Origin of the sequence: Janthinobacterium sp. SUN073, assembly GCF_030397665.1 — a bacterium.
Taxonomy (GTDB): Bacteria; Pseudomonadota; Gammaproteobacteria; order Burkholderiales; family Burkholderiaceae_D; genus Janthinobacterium.
Genome location: NZ_JAPUBT010000019.1, coordinates 15,088 through 41,612 on the forward strand (window position 1 = coordinate 15,088; position 26,525 = coordinate 41,612).

Annotated in this window: 31 protein-coding genes; 28 read left to right on the top strand and 3 right to left on the bottom strand. The window is 58.7% G+C overall.

Going from position 1 to position 26,525, the window contains the following annotated elements; all coding sequences use genetic code 11:
- The 17 genes from rplE to dsbD all read left to right on the top strand — a co-directional run bounded on the left by rplE (position 1) and on the right by dsbD (position 10,525).
- Positions 1-540 (top strand): 50S ribosomal protein L5, encoded by a 540-nt coding sequence (gene rplE, locus O0882_RS28350; RefSeq protein WP_010394421.1) that lies wholly within the window; start codon positions 1-3, stop codon positions 538-540.
- 2 nt (positions 541-542) lie between these two features.
- Positions 543-848: a 30S ribosomal protein S14 gene (gene rpsN / locus O0882_RS28355; protein ID WP_010394423.1), complete on the top strand. Its 306-nt coding sequence runs from the start codon at positions 543-545 to the stop codon at positions 846-848.
- Between the two features lie 14 nt (positions 849-862).
- Entirely contained in the window at positions 863-1,258 is a 396-nt protein-coding gene (rpsH, locus tag O0882_RS28360) for a 30S ribosomal protein S8 (RefSeq protein WP_034753208.1), read from the top strand.
- Between the two features lie 10 nt (positions 1,259-1,268).
- Positions 1,269-1,802, top strand: a complete 534-nt coding sequence (gene rplF, locus O0882_RS28365; RefSeq protein ID WP_010394427.1) for a 50S ribosomal protein L6 — start codon at positions 1,269-1,271, stop codon at positions 1,800-1,802.
- Between the two features lie 13 nt (positions 1,803-1,815).
- The gene (gene rplR, locus O0882_RS28370; RefSeq protein WP_071079767.1) at positions 1,816-2,178 is read left to right on the top strand and encodes a 50S ribosomal protein L18; all 363 of its coding nucleotides are present in this window, start codon (positions 1,816-1,818) and stop codon (positions 2,176-2,178) included.
- A 9-nt stretch (positions 2,179-2,187) separates the two neighbouring features.
- Positions 2,188-2,706 carry a 30S ribosomal protein S5 gene (gene rpsE / locus O0882_RS28375; protein ID WP_010394433.1) on the top strand — a complete coding sequence of 173 codons (519 nt, stop codon included), beginning with the start codon at positions 2,188-2,190 and terminating at the stop codon, positions 2,704-2,706.
- A gap of 10 nt (positions 2,707-2,716) precedes the next feature.
- Positions 2,717-2,896: a 50S ribosomal protein L30 gene (rpmD, locus tag O0882_RS28380; RefSeq protein WP_010394435.1), complete on the top strand. Its 180-nt coding sequence runs from the start codon at positions 2,717-2,719 to the stop codon at positions 2,894-2,896.
- A 30-nt stretch (positions 2,897-2,926) separates the two neighbouring features.
- Positions 2,927-3,358, top strand: coding sequence for a 50S ribosomal protein L15 (gene rplO, locus O0882_RS28385; protein WP_034753211.1), 432 nt, complete (start codon positions 2,927-2,929; stop codon positions 3,356-3,358).
- A gap of 32 nt (positions 3,359-3,390) precedes the next feature.
- Positions 3,391-4,725, top strand: a complete 1,335-nt coding sequence (gene secY / locus O0882_RS28390) for a preprotein translocase subunit SecY (RefSeq protein ID WP_010394438.1) — start codon at positions 3,391-3,393, stop codon at positions 4,723-4,725.
- Positions 4,726-4,743: 18 nt separating this feature from the next.
- Complete coding sequence (gene infA / locus O0882_RS28395; protein WP_005663428.1) at positions 4,744-4,962, top strand: translation initiation factor IF-1; 219 nt, start codon at positions 4,744-4,746, stop codon at positions 4,960-4,962.
- A gap of 42 nt (positions 4,963-5,004) precedes the next feature.
- Positions 5,005-5,118: a 50S ribosomal protein L36 gene (gene rpmJ, locus O0882_RS28400; RefSeq protein WP_010394471.1), complete on the top strand. Its 114-nt coding sequence runs from the start codon at positions 5,005-5,007 to the stop codon at positions 5,116-5,118.
- A gap of 14 nt (positions 5,119-5,132) precedes the next feature.
- Positions 5,133-5,498, top strand: a complete 366-nt coding sequence (rpsM, locus tag O0882_RS28405) for a 30S ribosomal protein S13 (RefSeq protein ID WP_046681666.1) — start codon at positions 5,133-5,135, stop codon at positions 5,496-5,498.
- A gap of 17 nt (positions 5,499-5,515) precedes the next feature.
- Positions 5,516-5,920, top strand: a complete 405-nt coding sequence (gene rpsK / locus O0882_RS28410) for a 30S ribosomal protein S11 (RefSeq protein WP_010394475.1) — start codon at positions 5,516-5,518, stop codon at positions 5,918-5,920.
- Between the two features lie 255 nt (positions 5,921-6,175).
- Complete coding sequence (gene rpsD / locus O0882_RS28415; protein WP_010394478.1) at positions 6,176-6,799, top strand: 30S ribosomal protein S4; 624 nt, start codon at positions 6,176-6,178, stop codon at positions 6,797-6,799.
- A 111-nt stretch (positions 6,800-6,910) separates the two neighbouring features.
- Entirely contained in the window at positions 6,911-7,888 is a 978-nt protein-coding gene (gene rpoA, locus O0882_RS28420) for a DNA-directed RNA polymerase subunit alpha (protein ID WP_008444343.1), read from the top strand.
- 133 nt (positions 7,889-8,021) lie between these two features.
- The gene (gene rplQ / locus O0882_RS28425) at positions 8,022-8,414 is read left to right on the top strand and encodes a 50S ribosomal protein L17 (protein WP_010394482.1); all 393 of its coding nucleotides are present in this window, start codon (positions 8,022-8,024) and stop codon (positions 8,412-8,414) included.
- Between the two features lie 158 nt (positions 8,415-8,572).
- Positions 8,573-10,525, top strand: coding sequence for a protein-disulfide reductase DsbD (gene dsbD / locus O0882_RS28430; protein ID WP_289953362.1), 1,953 nt, complete (start codon positions 8,573-8,575; stop codon positions 10,523-10,525).
- A 71-nt stretch (positions 10,526-10,596) separates the two neighbouring features.
- Here dsbD and O0882_RS28435 read toward each other — a convergent pair whose 3' ends face one another.
- Positions 10,597-11,142, bottom strand: coding sequence for a Spy/CpxP family protein refolding chaperone (locus tag O0882_RS28435; protein WP_289953363.1), 546 nt, complete (start codon positions 11,140-11,142; stop codon positions 10,597-10,599).
- 187 nt (positions 11,143-11,329) lie between these two features.
- Here O0882_RS28435 and O0882_RS28440 point away from each other — a divergent pair, with 187 nt between their 5' ends.
- From O0882_RS28440 to O0882_RS28460, 5 genes are all read left to right on the top strand, one after another.
- Entirely contained in the window at positions 11,330-12,058 is a 729-nt protein-coding gene (locus O0882_RS28440; RefSeq protein ID WP_034753223.1) for a response regulator, read from the top strand.
- Entirely contained in the window at positions 12,055-13,413 is a 1,359-nt protein-coding gene (locus O0882_RS28445) for an ATP-binding protein (RefSeq protein WP_289953364.1), read from the top strand. The genes O0882_RS28440 and O0882_RS28445 overlap by 4 nt, the downstream gene beginning before the upstream one ends.
- A gap of 87 nt (positions 13,414-13,500) precedes the next feature.
- Entirely contained in the window at positions 13,501-14,673 is a 1,173-nt protein-coding gene (locus O0882_RS28450) for an efflux RND transporter periplasmic adaptor subunit (RefSeq protein WP_289953365.1), read from the top strand.
- Positions 14,670-17,780: an efflux RND transporter permease subunit gene (locus O0882_RS28455; RefSeq protein WP_289953366.1), complete on the top strand. Its 3,111-nt coding sequence runs from the start codon at positions 14,670-14,672 to the stop codon at positions 17,778-17,780. Before O0882_RS28450 ends, O0882_RS28455 begins: the two co-directional genes overlap by 4 nt.
- A 259-nt stretch (positions 17,781-18,039) precedes the next feature.
- Complete coding sequence (locus O0882_RS28460; protein WP_289953367.1) at positions 18,040-18,948, top strand: hypothetical protein; 909 nt, start codon at positions 18,040-18,042, stop codon at positions 18,946-18,948.
- A 69-nt stretch (positions 18,949-19,017) separates the two neighbouring features.
- On the opposite strand, the gene yihA is transcribed toward O0882_RS28460, so the two are convergent.
- Positions 19,018-19,761 (bottom strand): ribosome biogenesis GTP-binding protein YihA/YsxC, encoded by a 744-nt coding sequence (yihA, locus tag O0882_RS28465; protein ID WP_289953368.1) that lies wholly within the window; start codon positions 19,759-19,761, stop codon positions 19,018-19,020.
- Positions 19,762-19,947: 186 nt separating this feature from the next.
- Between yihA and O0882_RS28470 the strand changes: the two genes are divergently transcribed.
- The 5 genes from O0882_RS28470 (at position 19,948) to O0882_RS28490 (ending at position 25,843) form a co-directional block, all read left to right on the top strand.
- The gene (locus O0882_RS28470; RefSeq protein ID WP_289953369.1) at positions 19,948-20,619 is read left to right on the top strand and encodes a c-type cytochrome; all 672 of its coding nucleotides are present in this window, start codon (positions 19,948-19,950) and stop codon (positions 20,617-20,619) included.
- A gap of 186 nt (positions 20,620-20,805) precedes the next feature.
- Positions 20,806-22,902 (top strand): cytochrome c biogenesis protein ResB, encoded by a 2,097-nt coding sequence (locus O0882_RS28475; protein ID WP_289953370.1) that lies wholly within the window; start codon positions 20,806-20,808, stop codon positions 22,900-22,902.
- 64 nt (positions 22,903-22,966) lie between these two features.
- The gene (gene ccsB / locus O0882_RS28480; RefSeq protein ID WP_141172908.1) at positions 22,967-24,118 is read left to right on the top strand and encodes a c-type cytochrome biogenesis protein CcsB; all 1,152 of its coding nucleotides are present in this window, start codon (positions 22,967-22,969) and stop codon (positions 24,116-24,118) included.
- Between the two features lie 84 nt (positions 24,119-24,202).
- The gene (msrP, locus tag O0882_RS28485; RefSeq protein ID WP_289953371.1) at positions 24,203-25,180 is read left to right on the top strand and encodes a protein-methionine-sulfoxide reductase catalytic subunit MsrP; all 978 of its coding nucleotides are present in this window, start codon (positions 24,203-24,205) and stop codon (positions 25,178-25,180) included.
- Positions 25,181-25,189: 9 nt separating this feature from the next.
- Positions 25,190-25,843, top strand: a complete 654-nt coding sequence (locus O0882_RS28490; protein ID WP_289953372.1) for a protein-methionine-sulfoxide reductase heme-binding subunit MsrQ — start codon at positions 25,190-25,192, stop codon at positions 25,841-25,843.
- On the opposite strand, the gene O0882_RS28495 is transcribed toward O0882_RS28490, so the two are convergent.
- Positions 25,840-26,022, bottom strand: a complete 183-nt coding sequence (locus O0882_RS28495) for a lipoprotein (RefSeq protein ID WP_034778304.1) — start codon at positions 26,020-26,022, stop codon at positions 25,840-25,842. The two genes, O0882_RS28490 and O0882_RS28495, sit on opposite strands and share 4 nt — an antisense overlap.
- A gap of 40 nt (positions 26,023-26,062) precedes the next feature.
- Between O0882_RS28495 and cyaY the strand changes: the two genes are divergently transcribed.
- The gene (cyaY, locus tag O0882_RS28500; RefSeq protein ID WP_289953373.1) at positions 26,063-26,392 is read left to right on the top strand and encodes an iron donor protein CyaY; all 330 of its coding nucleotides are present in this window, start codon (positions 26,063-26,065) and stop codon (positions 26,390-26,392) included.
- Positions 26,393-26,525 lie beyond the last annotated feature (133 nt).

The following is a 26,525-nucleotide window of genomic DNA, read 5'->3' on the forward strand; positions in this document are numbered from 1 at the left end:
ATGGCACGTCTCCAAGAATTCTATAAAGAAAAAGTCGTTGCCGACCTGACCAGCAAGTTTGGTTACAAGTCGGTAATGGAAGTTCCACGCCTGACCAAAATCACCCTGAACATGGGTGTTGGTGAGGCAATCGCGGATAAAAAAGTTCTCGAGCACGCAGTTGCTGACTTGACCAAGATCGCCGGCCAGAAGCCAGTGACCACCAAGTCCCGCAAAGCGATCGCAGGCTTCAAAATCCGTGAAGGTTATCCGATCGGTACGATGGTCACCCTGCGCGGCGCTCGCATGTACGAGTTCCTGGATCGCTTCATTACCGTGGCTCTGCCGCGCGTACGCGATTTCCGTGGTGTGAACGGCCGTGCATTTGATGGTCGTGGTAACTACAACATCGGTGTCAAGGAACAGATCATTTTCCCTGAAATCGAATACGACAAGATTGACGCGTTGCGCGGTATGAATATCAGCATCACGACAACCGCTAAGACCGATGACGAAGCCAAAGCTTTGCTCGCCGCCTTTAAATTCCCTTTCAGGAACTGATCATGGCCAAACTGTCACTGATTAATCGTGAGATCAAGCGTGCTGACCTGGTGGCGAAATTCGCCCCTAAGCGCGAAGCTCTCAAGGCCATCGTCGATGATCAATCGAAATCGGAAGAAGAGCGCTACGAAGCTCGCCTGAAATTGCAGGCGCTGCCACGTAACTCGAACCCGACGCGTCAACGTAATCGTTGCGCCATCACTGGTCGTCCGCGCGGCACATTCCGTAAATTCGGTCTGGGTCGTATCAAGCTCCGTGAATTCGCCATGCGTGGTGAAATTCCGGGTATGACAAAAGCAAGCTGGTAATAGGAGAATATGCAATGAGTATGAGCGATCCTATCGCCGATATGCTGACCCGCATTCGCAATGCACAAGGCGTGCAAAAGACGACCGTGGCCATGCCATCGTCGAAAGTCAAAATTGCGATTGCCAGCGTCCTGAAGGACGAGGGTTACATTGAAGATTTCGCTGTTGCCGAAGCTGGTGGCAAAGCGGAACTGAAAATCGGTTTGAAGTATTATGTTGGCCGTCCCGTCATTGAGCGCTTGGAGCGCGTGTCCCGTCCGGGTCTGCGCGTCTACAAGGGTAAAGACGAGATCCCTGTTGTGATGAATGGCTTGGGTGTGGCGATCGTGTCGACTCCGCAAGGCGTCATGACTGACCGCAAAGCACGCGCTACCGGTGTCGGCGGCGAAGTTATTTGCTACGTGGCTTAAGGAGTTACACATGTCTCGAGTAGCTAAAATGCCTATCGTAGTGCCAGCTGGCGCCGAAGTCGCCATCTCCGCACAAGCGATCACCGTAAAAGGCCCGCTGGGCGTACTTTCCCAGGCCCTCACCGGCCAGGTCAAAGTGGAAAACAATGCAGGAACCCTGAGTTTCGACGTGGCGGACGACAGCCGCGAAGCCAATGCCATGTCCGGCACGCTGCGCGCACTGGTCAACAACATGGTTGTTGGCGTCACCAAGGGTTTCGAGAAAAAGCTGAACCTGGTAGGCGTGGGTTACAAGGCGCAAGCTCAAGGCGACAAGTTGAATCTGTCCCTGGGTTTCTCGCACCCTGTAGTGCATGACATGCCAGCTGGCGTTACCTGCGCAACACCAACCCCGACCGAGATCCTGATTAAAGGTATCGACCGTCAACAGGTTGGCCAGGTAGCCGCTGAAGTTCGTGCTTACCGCGCTCCTGAGCCTTATAAAGGCAAGGGCGTTCGCTATGCGGACGAAGTGGTTAAGCTTAAAGAAACCAAGAAGAAGTAATTAGGGGCTGACGATGGATAAGAAAGAATCACGGCTTCGCCGCGGACGCCAAACCCGCATCAAGATTGCGGAATTGAAAGTAAATCGCTTGTCGGTGCATCGCACCAACCTGCACATTTACGCCAACCTGATCAGCCCGGATGCAAAAATCCTGGTTTCGGCCTCGACGGCTGAAGCGGAAGTTCGCGCTGAACTGGCAGGCCAATCCGGCAAAGGCGGCAATGCCGCTGCTGCAGCCTTGATCGGCAAGCGCGTCGCTGAAAAAGCGTTGAAAGCAGGAATTACCGAAGTTGCGTTCGACCGCTCCGGTTTCCGTTACCACGGCCGTGTGAAAGCGTTGGCAGAAGCCGCACGCGAAGCCGGTCTGAAGTTCTAAGGATCAATCATGGCAAAAATGCAAGCAAAAATGCAAAGCGACAAGCCGGATGATGGCATGCGCGAAAAAATGATCGCGATCAACCGCGTGACCAAAGTGGTCAAGGGTGGTCGTATCATGGGTTTCGCCGCGCTGACCGTAGTTGGTGATGGCGATGGCCGCGTCGGCATGGGCAAGGGCAAATCGAAAGAAGTGCCAGTTGGCGTGCAGAAGGCAATGGAAGAAGCCCGTCGCAACCTGATCAAAGTACCGCTCAAAAACGGTACCTTGCATCACACGGTTGTTGGTCGTCACGGCGCCTCCAAGGTCCTGATGAACCCAGCTAAGCCTGGTACTGGCGTGATCGCTGGTGGCGCCATGCGCGCTATCTTCGAAGTGATGGGCGTGACGGACGTGGTGGCGAAATCCACCGGTTCGAACAACCCATACAACCTGGTACGCGCTACGCTGGACGGCCTGTCGAAAATGAGCACTGCTTCCGATATCGCTGCCAAACGCGGCAAGTCGGTTGAAGACATTCTGGCTTAAGGTGGACAAAATGACAAACACAGTCAAAGTGCAATTGGTCAAGGGCTTGATCGGTACGCGCGAATCGCATCGCGCTACCGTGCGCGGTCTGGGTCTGCGTCGTGTAAATTCGGTTTCCGAATTGCAAGACACCCCATCCGTACGCGGCATGATCAATAAAGTATCGTATCTCGTTAAAGTTGTCGGGTAAGCCTTCGGGCTTACACGAACGGAGCAAATCATGGAATTGAATACTATTGCACCAGCCGAAGGCGCTAAGCACTACAAGCGTCGCGTCGGTCGCGGTATCGGCTCCGGCCTGGGTAAAACCTCGGGTCGTGGTCACAAAGGTCAGAAATCGCGTTCGGGCGGCTTTCATAAAGTCGGTTTCGAAGGCGGTCAGATGCCTCTGCAACGCCGTCTGCCTAAGCGCGGTTTCAAATCGATGCACGCAACCTTCAAAGCTGAAGTGCGCCTGTCCGATCTGAACAACCTGGCTGTTGGCGATGTCGACATTCTGGTCTTGAAGCAAGCTGGCGTTCTGGGCGTGTTGGCCCGTGACGTGCGCGTGATCTTGTCCGGCGAAATCACCAAAGCGGTGAATTTGAAGGGCTTGAAAGTGTCCGCTGGCGCGAAAGCCGCCATCGAAGCAGCCGGCGGCTCGGTAGCCTGAGTTGACCGCTAACAGCTTGATCGGAGCGAAAATTGGCGACTAATCCACAACTTGCTAAAAGTGCAGCGGCCGGTTTCCCTTGGGGACGGCTCTGGTTTTTGCTTGGCGCATTGGTGGTTTATCGTATCGGTGCTCACGTCCCGGTTCCCGGGATTGACCCGACACAATTAGCCTCGCTGTTCAAGGAGCACGAAGGCGGCGTCCTGGGCATGTTCAACATGTTCTCGGGCGGTGCCTTGTCTCGTTTTACAGTGTTTGCGCTGGGTATCATGCCTTATATCTCGGCCTCGATCATCATGCAATTGCTGTCGATCGTGTCACCGCAGATGGAAGCGTTGAAAAAAGAAGGCGAAGCAGGTCGTCGCAAGATCACCCAGTACACCCGGTATTTCACGGTTGCCCTGGCACTGTTCCAAGCGTTAGGCATTGCAGTCGCACTGGAGTCGCAAGCTGGTCTGGTGTTGGAACCTGGTCTTGCATTCCGCTTCGTGACGGTCGTCACTTTGTTGACCGGAACAATGTTTTTGATGTGGTTGGGTGAGCAAATTACCGAGCGTGGCTTGGGGAATGGCATCTCGATCATCATTTTTGCCGGGATTGCAGCAGGTCTGCCGTCGGCGTTGGGTGGCTTGTTCACTCAGGTGTCGAATGGTTCGATCGGCAGCTTCAGCGCGATTTTCATCGTGATCCTGGTAGCACTGGTAACGTACTTCGTCGTATTCGTCGAACGTGGTCAGCGCAAAATATTGGTCAATTACGCGAAGCGCCAGGTAGGCAACAAGATTTATGGCGGTCAAACCAGCCATTTGCCGTTGAAGCTGAACATGGCCGGCGTGATCCCGCCGATCTTTGCTTCTTCGATCATCTTGTTTCCGGCCACTATCGTGGACTGGTTTTCAAAGGGCGCCGACAACGCTAACCCTGCGGTGCGGTTCTTGAAAGATTTGGCAGCATCGATGGGGCCTGGTGAGCCTATCCATGCGCTGTTGTACGCAGTGGCGATCGTGTTTTTCTGTTTCTTCTATACAGCGCTGGTGTTTAACAGCAAGGAAACAGCGGATAACTTGAAGAAAAGCGGTGCGTTCATTCCCGGGATCCGTCCAGGCGAGCAGACAGCCCGTTACATCGACAAGATCCTGACACGCTTGACACTTGCCGGCGCAGTCTACATCACCCTGGTGTGTTTATTGCCGGAATTTATGCAAGCCCAGTGGAAAGTACCATTCTATTTCGGCGGTACTTCTTTATTGATTATTGTAGTTGTCACCATGGATTTCATGGCGCAAGTACAGAACTACGTGATGTCGCAGCAATATGATTCGCTGCTGCGCAAAGCAAATTTCAAGGGCGGAATTCCGACGCGTTAAGCGCGGTAAACATACCGAATGGCAAAAGACGACGTCATACAGATGCAGGGCGAGATTCTTGAGAATCTCCCAAATGCAACATTTCGAGTGAAGCTGGAGAACGGACACGTGGTGCTCGGGCATATTTCAGGTAAAATGCGGATGAACTATATTCGCATTCTCCCTGGAGACAAGGTGACGGTGGAGTTAACGCCGTACGACTTGAGCCGAGCCCGCATTGTGTTCCGTACCAAGTAACACACTGAATCAAACCAAAGAAGCGAAAGAAAGAGCCCAAAAATGAAAGTTCTCGCATCAGTCAAGCGGATCTGCCGCAACTGCAAGATCATCAAGCGCAAAGGCGTAGTCCGCGTAATCTGCGTGGAACCACGTCACAAGCAGCGTCAAGGTTAATCGAGGAATAACAAATGGCACGTATTGCAGGGGTTAATATCCCAAATCATCAGCATACCGTTATCGGCCTGACAGCCATCTACGGTGTGGGCCGTCCACGCGCAGAGAAAATCTGTGCATCGACCGGTGTAGCAACCAACAAAAAGATCAAAGATCTGGATGACAGCGAACTGGAAAAACTGCGCGATGAAGTAGGTAAATTCATCGTCGAAGGCGATCTGCGTCGTGAACTGTCCATGAACATCAAGCGTTTGATGGATCTGGGTTGCTACCGCGGCATGCGTCATCGTAAGGGTCTGCCTTGCCGTGGCCAGCGTACGCGTACGAACGCACGTACCCGCAAGGGACCGCGTAAAGCCGCTCAATCGCTGAAAAAATAATCCGCTAGGGAATAATTATGGCTAAGTCGCAAAATAACGCCGCATCAGCACGCGTGCGTAAAAAGGTTAAAAAGAACGTCGCTGAAGGCATTGCACATGTCCACGCTTCGTTCAATAACACCATCATTACCATCACCGATCGTCAAGGCAATGCCTTGTCGTGGGCTACCTCCGGCGGTGCAGGCTTCAAGGGTTCGCGTAAATCGACCCCGTTCGCAGCGCAGGTCGCCGCGGAAGCCGCTGGTAAAGTGGCTGTTGAGTGTGGCGTCAAGAACCTGGAAGTACGTATCAAGGGCCCAGGTCCTGGTCGTGAATCCGCTGTTCGCGCGCTGAACAACCTGGGCATCAAGATCACCGAGATCCAGGACGTGACGCCGGTACCGCACAACGGTTGCCGTCCACCGAAACGCCGTCGTATCTAAGATAGTGTTGCAGAGGGCGCTTCGGCGCCAGCTGCTTTTCTATCTGTTGTATTAGTACAGTTATGTGAAATTGCTGGAGCAGGGAGCCGGAAACGGTTATACTGCCCGGCTGTTCTTGCCTGTCAAATTCCATTTGGCGGGTTTTTCGTTTTCAGCCACCGTCTGATTGAAGCTGAGTCAGACTAGCGCCTAACCGCAGCAGCGTGTTTGATCATGCATGTGGCTGGGGCGTTATCATTAATAAAAGGAAGCATCGTGGCACGTTATATCGGACCTAAAGCAAAACTCTCCCGCCGTGAAGGTACTGACCTGTTCCTGAAGAGCGCACGTCGCTCGCTCGACAGCAAGTGCAAACTGGACGTCAAACCAGGCCAGCACGGTGTCAAATCCGGCGCCCGCACCTCGGACTACGGTAACCAACTGCGCGAAAAGCAAAAAGTAAAACGCATGTACGGCGTGCTGGAACGTCAATTCCGCCGCTACTTCGCTGAAGCAGACCGTCGTAAAGGCAACACCGGCGAAACGCTGTTGAAGTTGCTGGAAACGCGTCTGGACAACGTTTGCTACCGCATGGGCTTTGGTTCGACCCGCGCTGAAGCGCGTCAATTGGTCAGCCACAAAGCGTTCACCGTGAACGGTATCGTTGTGAACATCGCTTCGTACGCAGTCAAAGTTGGCGACATCGTTGCTGTTCGTGAAAAGTCGAAAAAGCAAGTGCGTATCGTTGAAGCACTGTCGCTGGCTGAACAAGTTGGCATGCCTAGCTGGGTTTCGGTTGATGCCAAGAAAATGGAAGGTACCTTCAAGTCCCTGCCAGAGCGTAACGAAATCGCTAACGACGTCAACGAATCGCTGATCGTCGAGCTGTACTCGCGTTAATAGTAGTCAGTAGCAAGATCTCCGCCCACTTTGCTTTTGTAAAGTGGGCGTTTCACTAATGCCATCAGCCTTATCGGTGTAATGAGCCGAGGGTATTGAAAAGGACATTTCATGCAAAACAGTTTGTTGAAGCCACGTATTATCGATGTTGAAGCTCTCGGTGCAGGTCACGCCAAAGTCGTGATGGAACCGTTCGAGCGCGGCTATGGCCACACATTGGGTAACGCGTTGCGCCGCGTTCTGCTGTCGTCGATGGTGGGCTATGCGCCGACCGAAGTGACGATCGCTGGCGTCGTCCACGAATATTCCTCCCTCGATGGCGTGCAAGAAGACGTCGTCGATCTGTTGCTGAACTTGAAGGGTGTGGTTTTCAAAGTCCACAACCGCGATTCGGTAACCCTGACCCTGAAAAAAGAAGGCGAAGGCGCGATCCTGGCCTCCGACATCGACCTGCCGCATGACGTCGAACTGATCAACCCTGACCACGTGATCGCCCACCTGACCGCTGGTGGCAAGCTGGACATGCAGATCAAGGTTGAAAAAGGCCGCGGCTACGTTCCTGGTAACGTGCGTCGCCTGTCGGAAGACACGAACAAGACCATCGGCCGCATCATCCTGGACGCGTCGTTCTCGCCAGTGCGCCGTGTATCGTACTTCGTTGAATCGGCCCGCGTCGAACAGCGTACCGACCTGGACAAGCTGATCATCAACATCGAAACCAACGGCGTGATCTCGCCGGAAGAAGCGATCCGCCAGTCGGCCCGCGTCCTGGTGGACCAGTTGAATGTGTTCGCTGCCCTGGAAGGCACGGAAGCTGCCGCCGAAGCGCCATCGCGCGCTCCGCTGGTCGATCCTATCCTGTTGCGTCCAGTCGACGACCTGGAGTTGACCGTGCGTTCGGCGAACTGCCTGAAAGCGGAAAACATCTACTACATCGGCGACCTGATCCAACGTTCGGAAAACGAACTGCTGAAAACGCCAAATCTGGGCCGCAAGTCCCTGAACGAAATCAAGGAAGTGCTGGCATCGCGCGGCTTGACCTTGGGCATGAAGCTGGAAAACTGGCCGCCTGCAGGCCTGGAAAAGTAATTCGTAGTTGTAGCAAACTGCCTGGGACAGGTGTCCCAGGCTTTTATTTTGAAGCACCAAACCGGCCCGCGATGTTGCACTAGCTTCATCGATCGAAGAGCTGGAATTTAAACACTCACCGAAAGGATTTATCATGCGTCACGGTCACGGCCTCCGTAAACTGAATCGTACCTCGTCCCACCGTCTGGCAATGCTGCGCAACATGACAGTATCGCTGCTGCGTCACGAAGCGATCAAAACCACCCTGCCAAAAGCAAAAGAACTGCGCCGCGTTGTCGAGCCAATTCTGACCTTGGGCAAAACTGACTGCCTGGCAAACAAGCGTCTGGCCTTCAACCGCCTGCGCGATCGTGAAATGGTCTTGAAGCTGTTCGCTGAACTGGGCCCACGTTACGCTAACCGTAACGGCGGCTACGTGCGCATCCTGAAAATGGGTTTCCGCGTAGGCGATAACGCTCCTATGGCGTTCGTCGAACTGATGGATCGTCCAGACACGACCGAAGCAGTTGAAATCGCTGGCGAGTAATCCCGCCAGTTGTATCTGAGAAAGCCAGGCCTAGCCTGGCTTTTTTGTTTTCTGCTGCAGTCATTCTTACCGCAGTGTACTATTCTCCTTTCGCGCCGGCCCGGCACATGCGCTGCCTGCTCCGCGCGTCCTCTGTCGAATGGTCGAAAAGGTAGTTCATGTCCCGTTTCCTCTCCAGCGCCACCGCGCGCGCCGCGCCACGCCATCCTTTGCTCACCTGGTTTGCTGCCTGTTGCTTCCTGTTGATCGCCGTTTTTGGCGCCGGCCATGCCCGTGCCGACGATGAGTTCCTCGATCCCGAGCTGGCCTTCAAATTTTCCGCCCGCATGCAGGACCCGTCCACCATCGCCGTCACCTATGTGATTGCCGATGGTTACTATATGTACCATGAGCGCTTCAAGTTCGACGCCGTGGGCGCCAAGCTGGGCACGCCCGTGTATCCGGCTGGCAAGGTCAAGTTTGACGATACTTTCCAGAAGAACGTGGAAACGTTCCGCAAGACGCTCACCATCACCATTCCCGTGCAGGCCGCTGGCGCCTTCACCCTGAAGGCGACGGGGCAGGGCTGTTCCGACAAGGGCCTGTGCTATGCGCCGCAGGATGCCACGGCCCAGCTGGTGGGCGGTGGCGGTGGCCAGAGCGTGGCTCCCGGCACTGGCCTGCCGTCGAAATTCACCTTGCCGGCCGCGCCGGCAGTCGACATCGCGGCCGTCAACGGCCCGCAGGCGCAAGCATCGCCTGGCGTATCCGTGCTGAGCATCGCCAATCCCGATATCACGGCCACGCCCGACCCTGTGGCGGCGGTTCCTGTGGCGGCAAGCCCGGCGCCCGCGCAAAACGAGCTGGGCAAGATCGAATCGGCGCTGAAGGGCGGCAAGCTGCTGGTCATCGTGCCCCTGTTCATGCTGCTGGGCCTGGGGCTGGCGTTCACCCCGTGCGTGCTGCCGATGGTGCCGATCTTGTCGTCGATCATCATCGGCGATGGCGCCAAGGTCAGCCGCTCGCGCGGCTTGCTGCTGTCGCTGACCTACGCGCTGGGCATGGCCATCGTCTACACGGCGCTGGGCGTGGCAGCGGGCCTGGCGGGCGAAGGCCTGGCGGCCCAGCTGCAAAACCCGTGGGTGCTGGGCTTTTTCGCCTTGCTGATGGCGGGCCTGGCGCTGTCGATGTTCGGTTTTTATGAGCTGCAAGTGCCGGCTTTCCTGCAAGGCAAGCTGACGTCCGTATCGAATCAGCAATCGTCGGGCCGCCTGGCGGGCGTGTTCGTCATGGGCGCCATTTCCGCCCTGATCGTGGGGCCATGCGTGGCCGCGCCGCTGGCCGGTGCCTTGCTGTATATCAGCCAGACGCGCGACGTCGTCATCGGCGGCAGCGCCCTGTTTGCCATGGCGGTGGGCATGAGCGTGCCTTTGCTGTTGGTCGGCGTCTCGGCCGGCACCTTGCTGCCGCGCGCCGGCGCCTGGATGGATGCCGTCAAGCGCTTCTTTGGCGTACTGCAGCTGGGCGTGGCCTGGTGGCTGGTCTCGCCCGTGCTGCCGGGCGCCGTGCAGATGCTGGGCTGGACGGTGCTGTTCGTCGGCTATGGCATGTATTTGCTGGTGGGCAAGAGCGGCGCGCGGAACGCCTGGATCGCCAAGGCCTTCGGCCTGGTGTTTGCCGTGCTGGGTGCGATGCAACTGGTGGGCGTGGCCAGCGGTGGCCGCGACCCGCTGGCGCCGCTGGCACACCTGGGCGGTGGCCAGGTGCATGCGCAACCTTTTACACGCGTGAAGACCGTGGCGCAGCTCGACGCGGCGCTGGCACAGCTGGGTGGCAAGCCGGCCTTGCTGGACTTTTATGCCGACTGGTGCGTGTCCTGCATCGAGATGGAAAAGCTGACCTTCGTCGATCCCGCCGTGCGCGAGAAGATGGGGCAAGCCGTGCTGCTGCAAGTGGACGTGACGGCCAACGATGCGGACGACAAGGCCATGCTGAAGCGTTTCCAGCTGTTCGGCCCGCCTGGCATCATCATGTTCAACCCGCAAGGGCAGGAAATCGCCCAGTCGCGCGTGATCGGCTTCCAGAATGCATCGACGTTCCTGACTTCCTTGCGCAAGCTCGATGGACAGTAAGCGGCCACTTGTCTGACCAACAAGAAAAAGCCTGCATCGCAGGCTTTTTCTGTTTTTGCACCCGCGAAAACTTAACCGGCTTTGGGATGCTGCTGCATGCCGTCCTGACCGCCATGGTGGCCACCGCGATGGCCGCCGTGCTTGCCGCCAGGCACGCTGTCATCAAACACTTTCTTTTGTTCCGGCGTCAGCACGGCATAAAAGGTTTTCAGCGAGGCCAGACGGCTTTCCTGGCTGGCGATGCGTTCTTTCGACATGGCGATCCATTGTTCCATGCGTTCTGGCGCCGACAGTTTGGCCATCGCTTCGTGCCTGGCCTTCCAGTCGCCCATCGGTTTTTTCGGTGCATTGGCGGCCGTGAATGTGGCCCAGGCAGGTTCCTGCGCGGCTGTCAGCTTCAGCTTGTCGTGCAGACGGGCCTGGTACTTGGCCATGCGTTCGGCCGGGTTGCCACCGCGGTGCTGGCCGCGCTGGCCATCATGTTGCATCTTGGTGCTGGCGGCAGGCGCGCTGGCGGCCGCTTCCTGGGCGTGGACGGTCAGCGATGCCGCACCCATGCCGAGTACGCTCATGGCGATGATCAAATTCTTGCGCAAGGTTGTCATTGAGGCGTTCATCTGGATTCCTTTGTAAAAGATGAGGGATGTACATGTTGCTGCACATGAATCCATGGTGGACGCTCCATGTTTCCCCGAAGTGTCCGCTGTCAGACAGTTTGTATCTATATGTTTCTTCGGGTCTCCTATATACAAGACGATACAAATGCGCTGTGCAAGGGTGGGGGAAGTGGGGATAATTCGTACCATGGAACCCACTTCTACAATTCTCATCGTCGACGATGACCGCGACATCCGCAGCTTGCTGGCGGACTACCTGGAAACGAACGCCTACCGCACCCTGGGCGCGGCGGATGGCACGGCCATGTGGAAAATTCTCGACGAAACGCGGCCCGACCTGATCGTGCTCGATTTGAACCTGCCTGGCGACGATGGCCTGACCTTGTGCCGCAAGCTGCGTGCCCAATCGACGGTGCCGGTGATCATGTTGACGGCGCGTAATGAGCCGCTGGACCGCATCCTGGGCCTGGAAATGGGGGCCGATGATTATTTGCCGAAGCCGTTCGAGCCCCGCGAATTGCTGGCGCGCATACGCAGCGTGTTGCGCCGCAGCCATGCCATGCCGTCGAACGTGCCTTCTGACAAGGCGCAGCAAATCCGCTTTTCCGGCTGGACGCTGGATCTCACGGCGCGCCACCTGCTCAATCCCAGCGGCCTGGTGATCATGCTGTCGGGCGCGGAATTCCGCTTGCTGCGCGTGTTCCTGGAACACCCGAACCGCGTGCTCAACCGCGACCAGTTGCTGAACCTGACGCAGGGGCGCGACGCCGACCCGTTCGACCGCTCGATCGATATCCAGATCAGCCGCTTGCGGCAAAAACTCGGTGAAGATGCCCGTTTGCCGCAAATCATCAAGACCGTGCGCAATGGCGGCTACGTGCTGGCCGGGCAAGTCAACGTGGAGCCGCACGCGTGAAGGCCTTCCTGGGGTCGATGACGGGCAGAGTCTTCATGTTTTTGCTGATCGGCATCGTCGCTTCGGCCGCGCTGACGCAGTGGCTGGCCGTGGGCGAACGCCAGCGTGCCATCGAGCAATACCGCGACTACCATGCCGTCGAGCGGGCCGAGCAGCTGGTGATGGCGGCCGACGTGGTACCGCTGGCCTCGCGCGCCGCCTACCTGAAGGTGGCCAACAAGGGCAGCGTGCGCCTGGAATTGCGTCCCGACACGGAACATGTGCCCGGCGCGCCGACGGAATTTTCCAGCGCCCTGCAAGCCAAGCTGGGCGAGGGTTTCAAGGTCAGCGCGCTGGCCGAACGCCCGGAAGCCTGCGTCAAGCCGCGCCAGTCGCCTGGCATGTTCGGCGCCAAACCATGGGGCGGTACCTGCGAAAATCTCGACGTGCGCATGCAGGACGGTCATGTGCTGCGCCTGATGGTCTTGCCGCCGCGCCAGCAGCCACCGTTCAATGAACATAACGACTGGATGACCCTGCTGCCTTTCCTGATCAGCATCGCCATCCTCGCTTACCTGGTCACGCGCATGACCATGCGTCCGCTGAAGCAGCTGGCGCAGGCGGCGAAAGACCTGGGCAACGACATCAACCATCCGCCGCTGACCCTGTCGGGCGCCAGCGAGATCCGCCAGGCCAGCGCCGCCTTCAATGCCATGCAGGCGCGCATCCGCCAGCATATTTCCCAACGTACACAAATGCTGGCCGCCATCACGCACGACTTGCAGACGCCGCTGACGCGCTTGCGCTTGCGCCTGGAAAAGGTGGCCGATACGGAATTATATGAGCGCCTGGTGGGCGACCTGTCGGCCATGCAGAGCATGGTCAAGGAGGGGCTGGACCTGGCCCGCTCGATGGACAGCACGGAAGCGATGCAGGCGCTCGATCTCGATTCCCTGTTAGATAGCGTCTGCTCGGATGCGGCCGATGCTGGCCAGAACGTGACCCTGGCCGGGCAGGCCAGCATGGCCTTGATGGGCCGGCCCATCGCCATGCGGCGCTGCCTGGTGAACTTGATCGACAATGCCGTCAAATATGGCCAGTACGCGCAGGTGACGGTCGAGCGCATCGCCGGCGCGGCGCGCATCCGCATCCGCGACGGCGGTCCCGGCATTGCGCCAGATCAGCTGGCCAAAGTGTTCGAACCGTTTTATCGTATCGAGACCTCGCGTTCGCGCGAATCGGGCGGCACGGGCCTGGGCCTGACCATCGCGCGCAACATCGCCGAGCAGCATGGCGCCACGGTTTCACTGCTGAATCATGTCGACGGTGGACTGGAAGTCACCCTGATCGTGCCAGAGTATTACGCGGGAAAGTGAGCATTTCCGTGCGACAATATTGTGCTTTACGCCCCCTGGCAACTACATTCAACCTGCAGCCCTGCGCTGCAACAGCGTGACAGAACAATGAAAAAGACTAGCCTGGCAATCCTCGTGGGTGCCGCCCTGTGTATCGGTGGCGGCATCTGGTATTTCAATCATCAGTCGGGCAAAGCGGCCGGTGGGCAGGATGGCAAAGGGGGCAAGGGCGGACAGGGACCGACCACGGTAAGTGTGGTCGCGCCGCTGCGACAGGATGTGCCGATGCTGCTGCAAGCCAATGGCAGCGTGACGCCCATCAGCAGCGTCGACCTGCATCCGCAGACGACCAGTACGATCACCAAGGTGCACATCCGCGAAGGCCAGTTCGTCAAACAGGGCGAACTGATGTTTACGCTGGACGCCCGCAGCGAGCACGCGAATGTCGACAAGGCGCAGGCGCAAGTCTTGCGCGACCGCGCCTCGGTGCTGGACCTCGAACGCCAGCTCAAGCGCAGCCAGGATTTGCTGAGCAAGAACTTCATCGCCCAGGGCGCCGTGGATACCCTGCAAAGCCAGCTCGACGCGGCACGCGCCTTGCTGGCCGCCGACCAGGCCGCCTTACGCGCCGCGCAGGTCGATTCCAGCTACACCGTCCTGCGCGCGCCGCAGGGGGGCAGGGTAGGCGCCATCAATGTGTACGCGGGCAGCCTGGTGCAGCCGGCTACTTCGCTCACCAGCATCACCCAGCTCGACCCGATCGATGTGGTCTTCACCTTGCCGGAAAGCAGTCTGTCGGGCTTGCTGGCGGCGCAGAAGGCGGGCGAGGTGGCGGTCAAGGCGCTGCTGGCCGATGCGGGCGGCAAGCAACTGGAAGGCAAGCTGAGTTTCATCGACAATGCCGTCGATCCCGCCACGGGCGTGATCAAGGTCAAGGCCCGTTTCAACAATGGCGCTACCGACCTGTGGCCTGGCCAGTATGTGAATACGCAGCTGACGGTGCGCACGCTCAAGGATGCGCTGGTCATCCCGCAAAACGCCATCATTACCAATACCACGGGCATCTTCGTGTATTCGATGGAAGCCGATAATACGGCCAAGGTGCGCAAGATTGCCCGCGTGTATGCGTTCGGCCCGAATGCCGTCGTCACCGGATTGACCGGCGACGAAAAAGTCATCGTCGACGGCAAGCAGAACCTGCGTCCTGGTGGCAAGGTGCGCCTGGCGGAAAAACACAAGGCCGCCGATGGCGCTGCCGCACCGCAGGGCAAGCCAGCATGAACCTGTCCGAACTGAGCATCCGCCGCCCCGTCATGGTGGTGCTGCTGTCCCTCTCCATCATCCTGGCCGGCGTGCTGGCGTATGGCCACATTCCCGTGGCAGCCTTGCCGAGCTATAACACGCCCGTCATCAACGTCAGCGCCGACCTGGCCGGCGCCAGCCCCGAGACCATGGCGTCTTCCGTGGCCTTGCCGCTGGAAAAGCAGTTTTCCACGATTGCCGGCCTGAGCCTGATCACCTCCACGAGTACCCTGGGCAATACGTCGCTGACCCTGGAGTTTGACGCCAGCATCAATGTCAACGAGGCCGCCGTCGACGTGCAGGCGGCCCTGCTGCGCGCGCAGCGCCAGTTGCCGACGGAAATGACGGACTTGCCGTCCTACCGCAAAGTCAATCCGGCCGATGCGCCCGTGCTGTTCATCCAGATGACGTCGCCATCGCTGAACTTGTCGGATCTGAATGATTATGCGGAAAACCTGATTGCGCCCAGCCTGTCGACCTTGCCTGGCGTGGCCCAGGTCAGCGTGAACGGCCAGAAACGCTTCGCCGTGCGCGTGCGCGCCCGTGCCGACCTGATGAACGCGCGCAACCTGACGATGGATGAACTGGCCACCGCACTGCGCGCCTCGAACACGAATTCACCGCTGGGCATCCTCGATGGCCCCAGCCAGACGCTGACCATCCAGGGCAACCCGCAGATGATGAAGGCGGCCGATTTTGCCGAACTCATCGTCGCCACGCGCAATGGCCAGCCCGTGCGCCTGAAGGAAGTAGCCGAGGTGGAAGACAGTTTCCAGTCAACCAAGACGGCCGGCAGTTTCAACGGCGAGCGCTCGATCACCTTGCTGGTGCAGCGCCAACCGGATGCGAACACGGTGCAAGTGGTCGATGCCGTGCGCAAACTCTTGCCGGGTTTCAAGGCGCAATTGCCTGCCTCTATCCAGATCAGTCTGGTCAACGACCGTTCCGTCTCGATCCGCGAAGCGATTCACGACGTCAACCTGACCCTGGCCTTGACGGTGATCCTGGTGGTGCTGGTGATCTTTTTGTTCCTGCACCGTGCGGCGGCCACCTTCATTCCGGCTGTCACCATGCCGATTTCCCTGCTCGGTGCGCTGGCCCTGCTGTACTGGCTCGGCTACAGCCTCGACAATATCTCCCTGCTGGGCATCACCCTGGCCGTGGGCCTGGTGGTCGACGATGCCATCGTGGTGCTGGAAAACATCGTGCGCCATATCGAGATGGGCAAGAAACCGATCCAGGCGGCCCTCGTGGGCGCCAAGGAAATGGGTTTCACCATTATTTCGATTTCTGTCTCGCTGGTGGCCGTGTTCATCCCCATCTTCTTCATGCCGGGCGTGATCGGCTTGCTGTTCCATGAGTTTGCCGTCGTCGTCTCGCTGTCCATCCTCGTCTCGGCCATCGTGTCGCTGACCCTGGTGCCGATGCTGGCCAGCCGCTTCCTGCCGGCCGACTCGCGCGAACACAATGACGGCGACCCCACGCATGGCGAAAAGTCCTTCATCGGCCGCCACTTCGAGGCGGGGTTCACGAAGTTGCGCAACGGATATGTGCATCTGCTCGACAAGGCCCTGGCGCACCGCAACGTGGTGCTGTTCATCGCCGTGTGCACGTTCGGCCTGACGGTGCTGCTGTACGCGACCATTCCGAAGGGTTTCTTCCCTGAGGAAGACCTGGGCCAGATCCAGGTGAATACGGAAGCGTCGGAGGATATTTCCTCGGCGGCATTGCAGGACTTGCAAGCGCGCGTGGCGGCCGTGCTCAAGGCCGACCCCAGCGTGCAGGATGTGACCTCGTTCGTCGGTGGCGGCAACACGGGCCGCATGTTCATGGTGCTGAAACCGCGCAGCGAACGGCCGAAAATGCCCGTGGTGCTGGAAAACCTGCGCCGCGCGACGAGTACCGTGCCCGGCATGGCCGTGTATTTCCGTCCCGTGCAAAACTTGCAACTGGGCGGACGCCAGAGCAAGAGCCGCTACCAGTACACCCTGCAAAGCGTCAGCCCCGATGCCTTGAATGACTGGGCGGAAAAGTTTATTGCTGGCATGCGCGCCGATCCCGCGTTCCGCGACGTCACCAGCGATTCGCAGATCAAGGGCTTGCAGGCGTCCCTGCGGATCGACCGCGACAAGGCCAATCTGCTGGGCGTGCAAATGTCCGATATCCGCACGGCCCTGTACAGCACGTTTGGCGAACGGCAAGTGTCGACCATCTATTCGTCGGCAGCGAGCTATTACGTGATCCTGGAAGCGGCCACGGCGGATCGCCAGTATGACGATGCGCTCACGCGCGTGTCCGTGCGCAGCAAGTCGGGCGAACTGGTGAAACTGTCAAGTATTGCCTACGTGGAACGCACGATTGGCCCCACGTCCGTGAATCACCAGGGGCAGTTGCAGGCCGTGACGATCTCCTTCAACCTGGCACCGGACGTGCCGCTGGGTGTCGCCACGGGCAAGATCGACGTGATGGGCAAGGACATGAGCTTGCCGGCCTCCATCATCACGCGCTACGGCGGCGATGCGGCCGTGTTCCAGGATTCGCAGTCCAGCCAGATCATCCTCATCATCGCCGCGCTGGCCGTGATCTATGTGCTGCTCGGCGTGCTGTATGAAAGCTATATCCACCCGCTGACCATTCTGGCCGGCTTGCCGTCGGCGGCCGTGGGGGCGCTGTTGACCTTGCGCCTGTTCGGCATGGACCTGACGATGATCGCCATCATCGGCATTTTGATGCTGATCGGTATCGTCAAGAAAAACGCCATCATGATGATCGACTTTGCCCTGCATGCGCAGCGCAATGAGGGCATGAGCCCGCCTGAAGCCATCCGCCAGGCGTGCATCCTGCGTTTCCGCCCCATCATGATGACATCGGCGGCGGCCTTGATGGGTGCCTTGCCCATCGCCTTGGGCCTGGGCGCTGGCGCCGAGCTGCGCCAGCCGCTGGGCCTGGCAGTGGTCGGTGGATTGCTGTTTTCACAAGTGATTACCCTGTTCATCACTCCCGTCATCTATTTGTTCCTGGACAAGTACAGCGGCACGGGGCCGGTGACGGACGAGCAACTGGTGGCACTCGACAGCAAGGCTTGAGCGCTTGCGTTACCCGTTGACCCGTGACCGGCGCCCCATTCCTGCGTGAATGGAGCGCCGGTTTTGTATGGGCAGTGATACATACGGTAACAACCGTCAAGAGACGGCTCGGGTACTCTGGTCAGCGCTGCAAGGAATGTCGCTATCCTGTACGCTTCGGGTTGGAAAGGCCGAGGAAGTGTTCCCAAAAGCAAGGGACTCTGGCACTATGGCTGCCCTGTAATGTTATTTCTTCGCTACACAGAAAGCACGATTCATTTTGCATGACACGACCCATTTGTTGGCTGCCGATTCCGCTGTTTGCCCCACCTGCGGGCAAGTGATCCAGCCACCGCCGGCCTACGGGTCCAGGACCAGCACCACGCGCAAGGTTGCGCTCGGCGTGTCCGTCTTGCTGCACGTGCTGCTGGCGGCGTATGTCCTATTGCGCAGCGACAAGATCGAAAAGATCCCGCCGCCGAAGAAGGAAAGCGCGATGGTCTACATCGCGCCCCTGAAGGACAAGCCGCAACCGAAGCCGCAACCGAAACCCACGCCCAAGCCGAAGGACACGAAAGTGGCCAAGGTGAAACCGCCGCCGGCGCCGAGCAAGCGCGTGGTGACCAAGGACGTGCCGCGCGACAAGCCAAAACTGGAAACCTTCACGCCGCCGCTGGTATCGAAAGTGCCGTTGCCGCCGCCGCCGGCCGAAGACATGAGTTCGATGATCGAGCAGCGCCGCAAGCAGCGTGAGGCGCAGAACCCCACGCCGCCTGCCGAGGAAAGCGAGAACGACCGCGCCATGCGCGTGGCCAAGGCGAATATCGCCGGTGCCCAGGGCCGCAATTCCGGCAGCGACCGCGAGGATTCGGGTGGCGTGTTTTCCATCGTCAACCAGACCTCCTTCAGTGCCGAAGTCAAGTTCAAGGGCTGGAATGGCAACTTCAAGCGCAATTGGCTGAAGCAGGAAAAAGTGGAACTGGGCAATGAACCCGATATCGAAACGGCCATCATCAAGAAGATGATCCAGCTGATCCGTGCCGAAAAACCGGGCGACTTCGTGTGGGAATCGCGGCGCCTGGGGCGCAACGTCAACCTCAGCGCCCGCGTGGAAGACACGGCCGAACTGAGCGCCTTCCTGCGCCAGGAATTCTTTTCGGAGAAGCGGCCAGGGCCGGGACGGCGTTAAACGCTCAGCGCAATAAGAAAAGGCTGCACCGTGTGAACGGGCAGCCTTTTTACGTAGTGTTGATCTCGATCAAGCCGGTTTGTCGGTTCCCGCTTCCGGTTCGACGTCGTCTTCCATCTCGATCAGTTCGACCATCTGGGCCGCGCCATCTTCGCTGATGCCGGCCAGTTCCATGATCTTGTCATTGGCTTCGTCGATGCCGACTCTTTTCAAGGCCGAGAACAGTTGCACGGTGAACGGGAAGCCGACGCCGTCTTCATCCACATAGCTGTCGAGCTTGGCTTTCGCCTGGCGCAAGGCATTCACGGATTCATTGCGGTTCAGCTTATCGACCTTCGTCAGGATGCAGTGGATCGGTTTACCCGTCGGGGCGAACCATTCCAGCATCTGGACGTCCAGGTCGGTGAACGGACGGCGCGAATCCATGATCAGGACCAGGCCTGCCAATTGCTCGCGACGCTGCACGTAGTCGCCCAGCAGGCGCTGCCAGTGCAGTTTGGCCGAGCCCGAGACTTCCGCGTAGCCATAGCCCGGCAAGTCGACCAGCAGGCATTCGATCTCTTCGACGATGGTGGCATCCTTGCGGTGCTGCGCCACGTGGGCGCCGCCGATGGAGAAGTAGTTGATGTGCTGGGTACGGCCAGGTGTCTTGGAGGCGAACGCCAAGCCTTTCTGATTACACAAGATGTTGATGGCGGTCGATTTACCGGCATTGGAGCGGCCGGCAAAAGCGATTTCCGGCACCGTGGTATCGGGCAGGTCACGCAATTGGTTGACGGTCGTAAAGAAGCGGGCTTGCCAGAGTTTTGACATGGGAGTAGTAAAGCAACAAAATGGAGCGATAAGGGAGCGATAACGCCAAGAAGCTATTGTACAATAAGGGATTGTTAATTGTTGCCGGCGTAGCAGCGATGCGGCTTGCGGCCCTGAAAATAAATCAAAAATCTCAGGAGCGCGGCAATGTCCACCACTAATTTCTCACTGTCTCAGGGTGCCTGAATGAATCGTGCGTTTTCACCGTTGTTCAAATCCATGCTGCTCGCTTTGCTGGCTGTATCGGCAACTGCTTCCGCGGTCGAAGCACCGAAACCGGCTGTCAAGGCCGATGCCGCCAAGGGCGCTACCCTGTACGCCGATGGCGATGCGGCGCGCGGCTTGCCTGCCTGCGTATCTTGCCATGGTGCGGCCGGCAACTCGACCATCACGGTCAACCCGAAGCTGGCCGGCCAGCACGAAAGCTATATTTACAAGCAACTGGTCGATTTCACCACGCCGGAGCGCAGCCAGCCCGTCATGACGACGTACGCGAAGATGCTCAGCGACGCTGACAAGAAGAATATCGCCGCCTACCTGGGCGCGCAGCTGTCCAAGCCGGGCGCCGCGAAAAACAAGGATACGATTGACCTGGGCAAGAAAATTTACCGTGGTGGTATTGCTTCCAAGCAAGTTGCTGCCTGCGCCAGCTGTCATGGCGCGACGGGCAATGGTCTTCCCGTCCAGTATCCGCGCATCGCCGGCCAGCACCAGGACTACACGGTGGCCCAGCTGACCATGTTCCGCAGTACCAAGGCTGATGCCCGCAAGAACAGCGCGCAAATGCATACCATCGCCGCCCGCATGTCGGATGACGAGATTGCCGCCGTGGCCGATTACATCGCCGGTCTGAAGTAAGTTTTCATAGTGGCAAGAGATTGCCAGGCGCAGCAGCGCGCATGAACCAGGGCGGCCGTCTCAACAGGCTGCCCTTTTTTATGGCAAGGGCCAAAACTGGAGTATGCTGCCGCCTTGCGCGGAGAAACTATTTGCTCCATGCCTAAATTTTCTTGAAGATTGCATATCCCGTATGAGTATCCACGTATGAGCACAGGCACGACCGGAATCGAGTTAAAGACCCAACGCCGCAGCCTGGCTGAATTTGTCGAGCTGGTCTCGTCGATGCGCTTTGCCATCAGCCTGCTGACCCTGATCGCCGTCGCGTCCATCATCGGCACCGTGCTCAAGCAGAACGAGCCCATGCCCAATTATGTGAACCAGTTCGGTCCGTTCTGGTTCGCCGTCTTCGACAAGCTGAGCCTGTATTCCGTGTATTCGGCCTGGTGGTTCCTGGTGATCATGGGTTTCCTGGTCGCCTCGACTTCGCTGTGCATCGTGCGCAATGCGCCGAAGATGCTCAAGGATATGCGCAGCTGGCGCGACAATGTGCGCGAGCAATCGTTGCGCAATTTCCATCACAAGATGGAATGGCAGGTGCCGCTGCCGCGCGCCGTGCTGGCGCAGCAGATGGTGATGCGCCTGAAAGACAGCGGTTATGCGGCCAAGGTGGTCGAGAAGGACAACGCTACCCTGGTGGCGGCCAAGCGCGGCGCGGCCAATAAATGGGGCTATATCTTTGCCCACGGCGCCATCGTCATCATCTGCGTGGGCGGCTTGCTCGACTCGGAAATGCCTATCCGCGTACAGCAATGGTTCTTTGGCAAGACGCCGTTTTCCGGCAGCGGCGTGATCGCCGACATTCCCGCCCAGCACCGTTTGAGCCTGTCGAACCCCACTTTCCGCGGCAACACCATGATCCCGGAAGGCTCGTCGAGCAACACGGCCATCATTCCCCAGGCCGATGGCGTGCTGATCCAGGATCTGCCGATCACGATTTTGCTGAAAAAATTCCATATCGATTTCTACAGCACGGGCATGCCGAAGCTGTTTGCCAGCGATGTCGTCATCACCGACCATGTCACGGGTGAAAGTTTCCCAGCCACCATCAAAGTCAACCAGCCGCTGCTGTACAAGGGCCTGGCCCTGTACCAGTCCAGCTTTGAGGATGGCGGCAGCAAGCTCAAGTTGACGGGTTTTCCCATGACGGGCAAGACGACGAAACGCTTCGATATCGGCGGCGAAGTGGGCGGCAGCACGCCGCTCGAGCGCAGCGATGGCAATTCCTACACGGTGGAATGGTCGGGTTTCCGTCCATTCAACGTGGAAAACCTCAGCGCCGGCCAGGATGTGCGCGCCGTCAGCAAGGCGGAAAGTTTCAACGATAAATTTGCCGTCGGCCTGGACAAGCGCCTCGGTTCGGCCGCGAAGAATGCGAATAACAAGGATCTCAAGAACGTGGGCCCCTCGGTGCAATACAAATTGCGCGACAAGACGGGCCAGGCGCGCGAGTACCAGAACTACATGCAGCCTGTCACCGTGGATGGCACGACGGTGTTTCTGGCCGGCATGCGCGTCAACCCCAGCGACCCGTTCAGCTATCTGCGCATTCCCGTCGATGACAATTACAGCGTGACGGAATGGATGCGCTTGCGTGCCGCGCTGCAAGATCCCGCGCTGCGCCAGCAAGCTGCCACGCGCTATGCGGCGCGCGCCATGCCGCAGGCGAACGCGGAAGCCTTGCGCGGCCAGCTGCAGGAATCGGCGGCGAAAAGCCTGGGCATCTTTGCCGGCAATGGGCAAGAGGGCGGTTTCCTGGCCATTTCGCGTTTCCTGGAGAAAATTCCTGCCGCCGAGCAAGAAAAAGCGGCCGATATCTTCATGAAGATCTTGAACGGCAGCCTGTGGGATTTGTGGCAGGCGGCGCGCGCCCAGGATGGCTTGAAAGCCATCGAGGCCGATGACAAGCACGGCCGCTTCCTGCAGCTGGCCACGAATGCGCTGTCCGACAGCTTCTTCTATGGCGCGCCCGTGTATCTGCAGCTCGACGAGTTCACGGAAATCAAGGCGTCCGTGCTGCAAGTGACGCGTTCGCCAGGCAAGAGCGTGGTGTACCTCGGTTGTTTGTTCCTCGTGATCGGCGTGTTTTCCATGTTTTATATCCGCGAGCGCCGCCTGTGGGTGTGGATCAAGGATGGCGAAGGCGGCAGCGAAGCGCTGATGGCCATGAGCACGCAACGCAAGACGCTGGATTTTGAAAAAGAATTTGAGACTTTGAAGGCAAAGCTGCCGCAATCGGCGTAAGCTGCGCTGAGTTGGATTGGCTGAGTTTCGGGACGCTTGCGCGTCGCCGGGAATGGAGAAAATGATGGAATTGGCAAACAAGCAAATATATACGCAGGAACCAGGATTTTTCAAGCGCCTGAGCCTGATCGATTGGCTGTATGGCGCCGGCTTGCTGGCGGCCTCCCTGTTCGGCCTGATGCGCTTTGGCGCCTTCATGGATATCTATGAAAAAGCCATCCTGCTGGCTGCGGCGCCCACGTTCGCGTGGCTGGGCTGGTACTGGAAGCCCGTGCGCTGGCTGATCCCCGTGGCGGCCGTGCTGTCGCTGTTCGCCATCGAGCTGTACGCCGGCCATCTGGAGATGGCGAACCAGAAATTTTTCCTCAAATACATCTTGTCGAGCCAGTCCGCCATCTTGTGGATGGGCACTCTGTTCGTGCTGTCGACCCTGTTCTACTGGATCGGCCTGGTGGCGCGCTCGGAATTCGGCTCGTCCGTCGGCTCCCTGCTGTGCTGGGCCGGCGTGGTGCTGGGCCTGACGGGCATGCTGGTGCGCTGGTACGAGTCTTACCTGATCGGCGCCGACGTGGGCCATATTCCCGTCTCGAACCTGTATGAAGTGTTCATCCTGTTTTCCCTGATCACGGCCATGTTCTACCTGTACTACGAGCAACACTATGCGACGCGCCAGCTGGGCGCCTTCGTCATGCTGGTCATTTCGGCGGCCGTGGTGTTCCTGATGTGGTACACGGTCACGCGCGACGCGGCCGAAATCCAGCCGCTGGTGCCGGCCCTGCAAAGCTGGTGGATGAAGATCCACGTGCCGGCCAACTTCATCGGCTACGGCACCTTCGCCCTGTCGGCCATGGTGGCCGCGGCGTACCTGCTCAAGTCGAGCGGCTACCTGGTCGACCGCCTGCCGTCGCTGGAAGTGCTCGACGACGTCATGTACAAGGCCATTTCCGTCGGCTTCGCCTTCTTCACGGTAGCGACCATCCTGGGTGCCCTGTGGGCGGCCGAAGCGTGGGGTGGCTACTGGTCGTGGGACCCGAAAGAAACCTGGGCGCTGATCGTCTGGCTCAACTATGCAGCCTGGCTGCACATGCGATTGATGACGGGCTTGCGCGGCCGTGTTGCCGCCTGGTGGGCGCTGGTGGGCTTGCTGGTGACGACGTTTGCCTTCCTGGGCGTGAATATGTTCCTTTCCGGCCTGCATTCTTACGGCAAACTGTAATTGATTTTTGCATGACAGAAGCGTCATGAACGGCCCGGAAAAACTGGTGTAAGGTGTATCCAATCACCTTTTTCCGGAGCCGCCATGTTGATTAAGCGCAGTCCCAACGGCATCGAATTGCCGTATTCTTCCGAAATCACGCCGCGCGCCGTGTTTGAATCGCGCCGCAGCTTCATCAAACAAATCGCCCTGGGCTCGATGTCCAGCGCGGCCTTGCTGGAAATGGCCAGTCGCGAAGCGTTTGCGCAAGGCACCAATCCCAAGCTGGCTGCCAAGCTCAATCCCGCCTATTCGGCGCTGGAAAAGCAGACGGCCTATAAAGACGCCACCAGCTACAACAATTTCTACGAATTCGGTACGGACAAGAGCGACCCTGCGCAAAACGCGGGCACCTTGCGCACGCGGCCGTGGACGGTCAGCATCGAAGGCGAGGTCAAGAAACCCATGACCCTCGATCTCGATGCCTTGCTGAAGCTGGCGCCGCTGGAAGAGCGCGTCTACCGGCTGCGCTGCGTGGAAGGCTGGTCGATGGTCATCCCGTGGGTCGGTTATTCCTTCTCGGAAATCATCAAGAAGGTCGAGCCGACGGGCAATGCCAAGTACGTGGAATTCATCACCCTGGCCGACAAGAAGCAGATGCCGGGCGTGGGTAGCCGCGTGCTGCAGTGGCCCTATACGGAAGGCTTGCGCATCGATGAGGCGAACCACCCGCTGGCGCTGCTGACCCTGGGCATGTATGGCGAAACCTTGCCGAACCAGAACGGCGCGCCCGTGCGCATGGTCTTGCCGTGGAAATATGGTTTCAAGTCGGCCAAATCCATCGTCAAGATCCGTTTCGTCAAGGAACAGCCGCGCACGTCCTGGAACCTGTCGGCGCCGTCCGAATACGGTTTTTACTCGAATGTGAACCCGAACGTCGATCATCCGCGCTGGTCGCAGGCGTCCGAGCGGCGCATCGGCGAAGACGGATTTCTCACGCGCAAGCGCAAGACCCTGATGTTCAACGGCTACAACGATGTCGCTTCCTTGTACGCGGGCATGGATCTGAAGAAGTTCTTTTAAGGAAAGACTATGGCCCTCAACCCCACGCCGAGACAATTGTCGGTATTCAAAAGCCTGGTTTTTCTTCTGGCGCTGCTGCCGTTCGCGCGCATGGTCTGGCTGACGTACACGGGGCAACTGGTGGAGCCGCTGGAATTCATCACGCGTGGCACGGGCGACTGGACCCTGTATTTCCTGTGCATCAGCCTGGCTATCACGCCCTTGCGGCGCTTCACGCAATGGAATTGGCTGATCAAGCTGCGCCGCATGCTGGGCCTGTTCGCGTTTTTCTACGCGGCGCTGCACTTCACCACGTTTTTATGGTTCGATCACTTTTTTGATGTGCAGGAAATGTGGAAGGATGTACTCAAGCGGCCGTTCATCACGGTGGGTTTCATCGCCTTCGTCTTGCTCATTCCGCTGGCCGTGACGAGCACGAATGGCATGGTCAAGCGCCTTGGTGGCAAGCGCTGGCAGTGGCTCCACCGGCTGATCTATGTCATTGCACCGCTGGGCATCCTGCACTTCTGGTGGATGAAAGCGGGCAAGCATAATTTCGCGCAACCGATCCTGTTCGGCAGTATCGTCGCGCTACTGCTGCTAATACGCGTTGTTTTCGCCTGGAACAAGCGAGAGAAGAGCGCCAGGGCGGCGAAGACAGCCACCCCGCTGCGTTCCGTTTAGGTGGCTGGCACGATGACCGGTGGCGGTGGCACGGGGGCCGGTTCGACCGGGCCCTTGGCTGGCGCGCCTTTGGCCGCTGGCGGCTTGGGCAGGTACAGGGGGCCGGGCTGGCCGCAGCCGGCCAGGACGCTGGAAACCACAATGGCGGTGCCGATATAAAACGCTGAGGATGACTTCACGATTAGAATCACGGTTTGATTAAGATCTTTGGAGTGTAGCATGAGCGAATCGGAATTCCTGGCCCTGGCCGAAGCCACCCTGACCCAGATCGCCACGGCGCTGGATCGGCTGAACGATGAAGACGTGCTCGACGTCGAATGCAGCCGCAGCGGCAATGTGCTGGAAATCGAATTCATCGACAACGGCACGAAAATCATCGTCAACAGCCAGGCCCCCATGCGCGAAATGTGGGTGGCCGCCCGTTCCGGCGGTTTTCATTACAAGCGCGTGGGCGATGCATGGATCAACACGCGCGACGGCTCGGAACTGTTTGCGGCCTTGTCCAGCATGGCCAGCGAGCAGGCGGGCGCGCCTGTGGTCCTGAAGTAATTTTAGCCGCGCGTGTCCAGTCCTAAAATAGGTTGACAGTATTTATTGCTGCGCAAACGCCCGATGCACCGCATCGGGCGTTTTGTACTTCAAGGCCATATGTGGTCGTTCCTGGTTGTATATCCGCACCGAT

Bases quoted from the DNA above. Each gene is read 5' to 3' on its own strand.
- msrP (WP_289953371.1), top strand. From the start codon at position 24,203: ATGTTGATTAAGCGCAGTCCCAACGGCATCGAATTGCCGTATTCTTCC.
- rplQ (WP_010394482.1), top strand. From the start codon at position 8,022: ATGCGTCACGGTCACGGCCTCCGTAAACTGAATCGTACCTCGTCCCAC.
- O0882_RS28435 (WP_289953363.1), bottom strand. From the start codon at position 11,142: ATGAACGCCTCAATGACAACCTTGCGCAAGAATTTGATCATCGCCATG.
- rplR (WP_071079767.1), top strand. From the start codon at position 1,816: ATGGATAAGAAAGAATCACGGCTTCGCCGCGGACGCCAAACCCGCATC.
- O0882_RS28455 (WP_289953366.1), top strand. From the start codon at position 14,670: ATGAACCTGTCCGAACTGAGCATCCGCCGCCCCGTCATGGTGGTGCTG.
- rpsE (WP_010394433.1), top strand. From the start codon at position 2,188: ATGGCAAAAATGCAAGCAAAAATGCAAAGCGACAAGCCGGATGATGGC.
- rpmD (WP_010394435.1), top strand. From the start codon at position 2,717: ATGACAAACACAGTCAAAGTGCAATTGGTCAAGGGCTTGATCGGTACG.
- ccsB (WP_141172908.1), top strand. From the start codon at position 22,967: ATGGAATTGGCAAACAAGCAAATATATACGCAGGAACCAGGATTTTTC.
- yihA (WP_289953368.1), bottom strand. From the start codon at position 19,761: ATGTCAAAACTCTGGCAAGCCCGCTTCTTTACGACCGTCAACCAATTG.
- infA (WP_005663428.1), top strand. From the start codon at position 4,744: ATGGCAAAAGACGACGTCATACAGATGCAGGGCGAGATTCTTGAGAAT.
- O0882_RS28450 (WP_289953365.1), top strand. From the start codon at position 13,501: ATGAAAAAGACTAGCCTGGCAATCCTCGTGGGTGCCGCCCTGTGTATC.
- cyaY (WP_289953373.1), top strand. From the start codon at position 26,063: ATGAGCGAATCGGAATTCCTGGCCCTGGCCGAAGCCACCCTGACCCAG.
- rplO (WP_034753211.1), top strand. From the start codon at position 2,927: ATGGAATTGAATACTATTGCACCAGCCGAAGGCGCTAAGCACTACAAG.
- O0882_RS28475 (WP_289953370.1), top strand. From the start codon at position 20,806: ATGAGCACAGGCACGACCGGAATCGAGTTAAAGACCCAACGCCGCAGC.
- O0882_RS28490 (WP_289953372.1), top strand. From the start codon at position 25,190: ATGGCCCTCAACCCCACGCCGAGACAATTGTCGGTATTCAAAAGCCTG.
- O0882_RS28470 (WP_289953369.1), top strand. From the start codon at position 19,948: ATGAATCGTGCGTTTTCACCGTTGTTCAAATCCATGCTGCTCGCTTTG.
- rpsK (WP_010394475.1), top strand. From the start codon at position 5,516: ATGGCTAAGTCGCAAAATAACGCCGCATCAGCACGCGTGCGTAAAAAG.
- rpsM (WP_046681666.1), top strand. From the start codon at position 5,133: ATGGCACGTATTGCAGGGGTTAATATCCCAAATCATCAGCATACCGTT.
- dsbD (WP_289953362.1), top strand. From the start codon at position 8,573: ATGTCCCGTTTCCTCTCCAGCGCCACCGCGCGCGCCGCGCCACGCCAT.
- rplE (WP_010394421.1), top strand. From the start codon at position 1: ATGGCACGTCTCCAAGAATTCTATAAAGAAAAAGTCGTTGCCGACCTG.
- rpsH (WP_034753208.1), top strand. From the start codon at position 863: ATGAGTATGAGCGATCCTATCGCCGATATGCTGACCCGCATTCGCAAT.
- rpmJ (WP_010394471.1), top strand. From the start codon at position 5,005: ATGAAAGTTCTCGCATCAGTCAAGCGGATCTGCCGCAACTGCAAGATC.
- rpoA (WP_008444343.1), top strand. From the start codon at position 6,911: ATGCAAAACAGTTTGTTGAAGCCACGTATTATCGATGTTGAAGCTCTC.
- O0882_RS28440 (WP_034753223.1), top strand. From the start codon at position 11,330: ATGGAACCCACTTCTACAATTCTCATCGTCGACGATGACCGCGACATC.
- rplF (WP_010394427.1), top strand. From the start codon at position 1,269: ATGTCTCGAGTAGCTAAAATGCCTATCGTAGTGCCAGCTGGCGCCGAA.
- rpsN (WP_010394423.1), top strand. From the start codon at position 543: ATGGCCAAACTGTCACTGATTAATCGTGAGATCAAGCGTGCTGACCTG.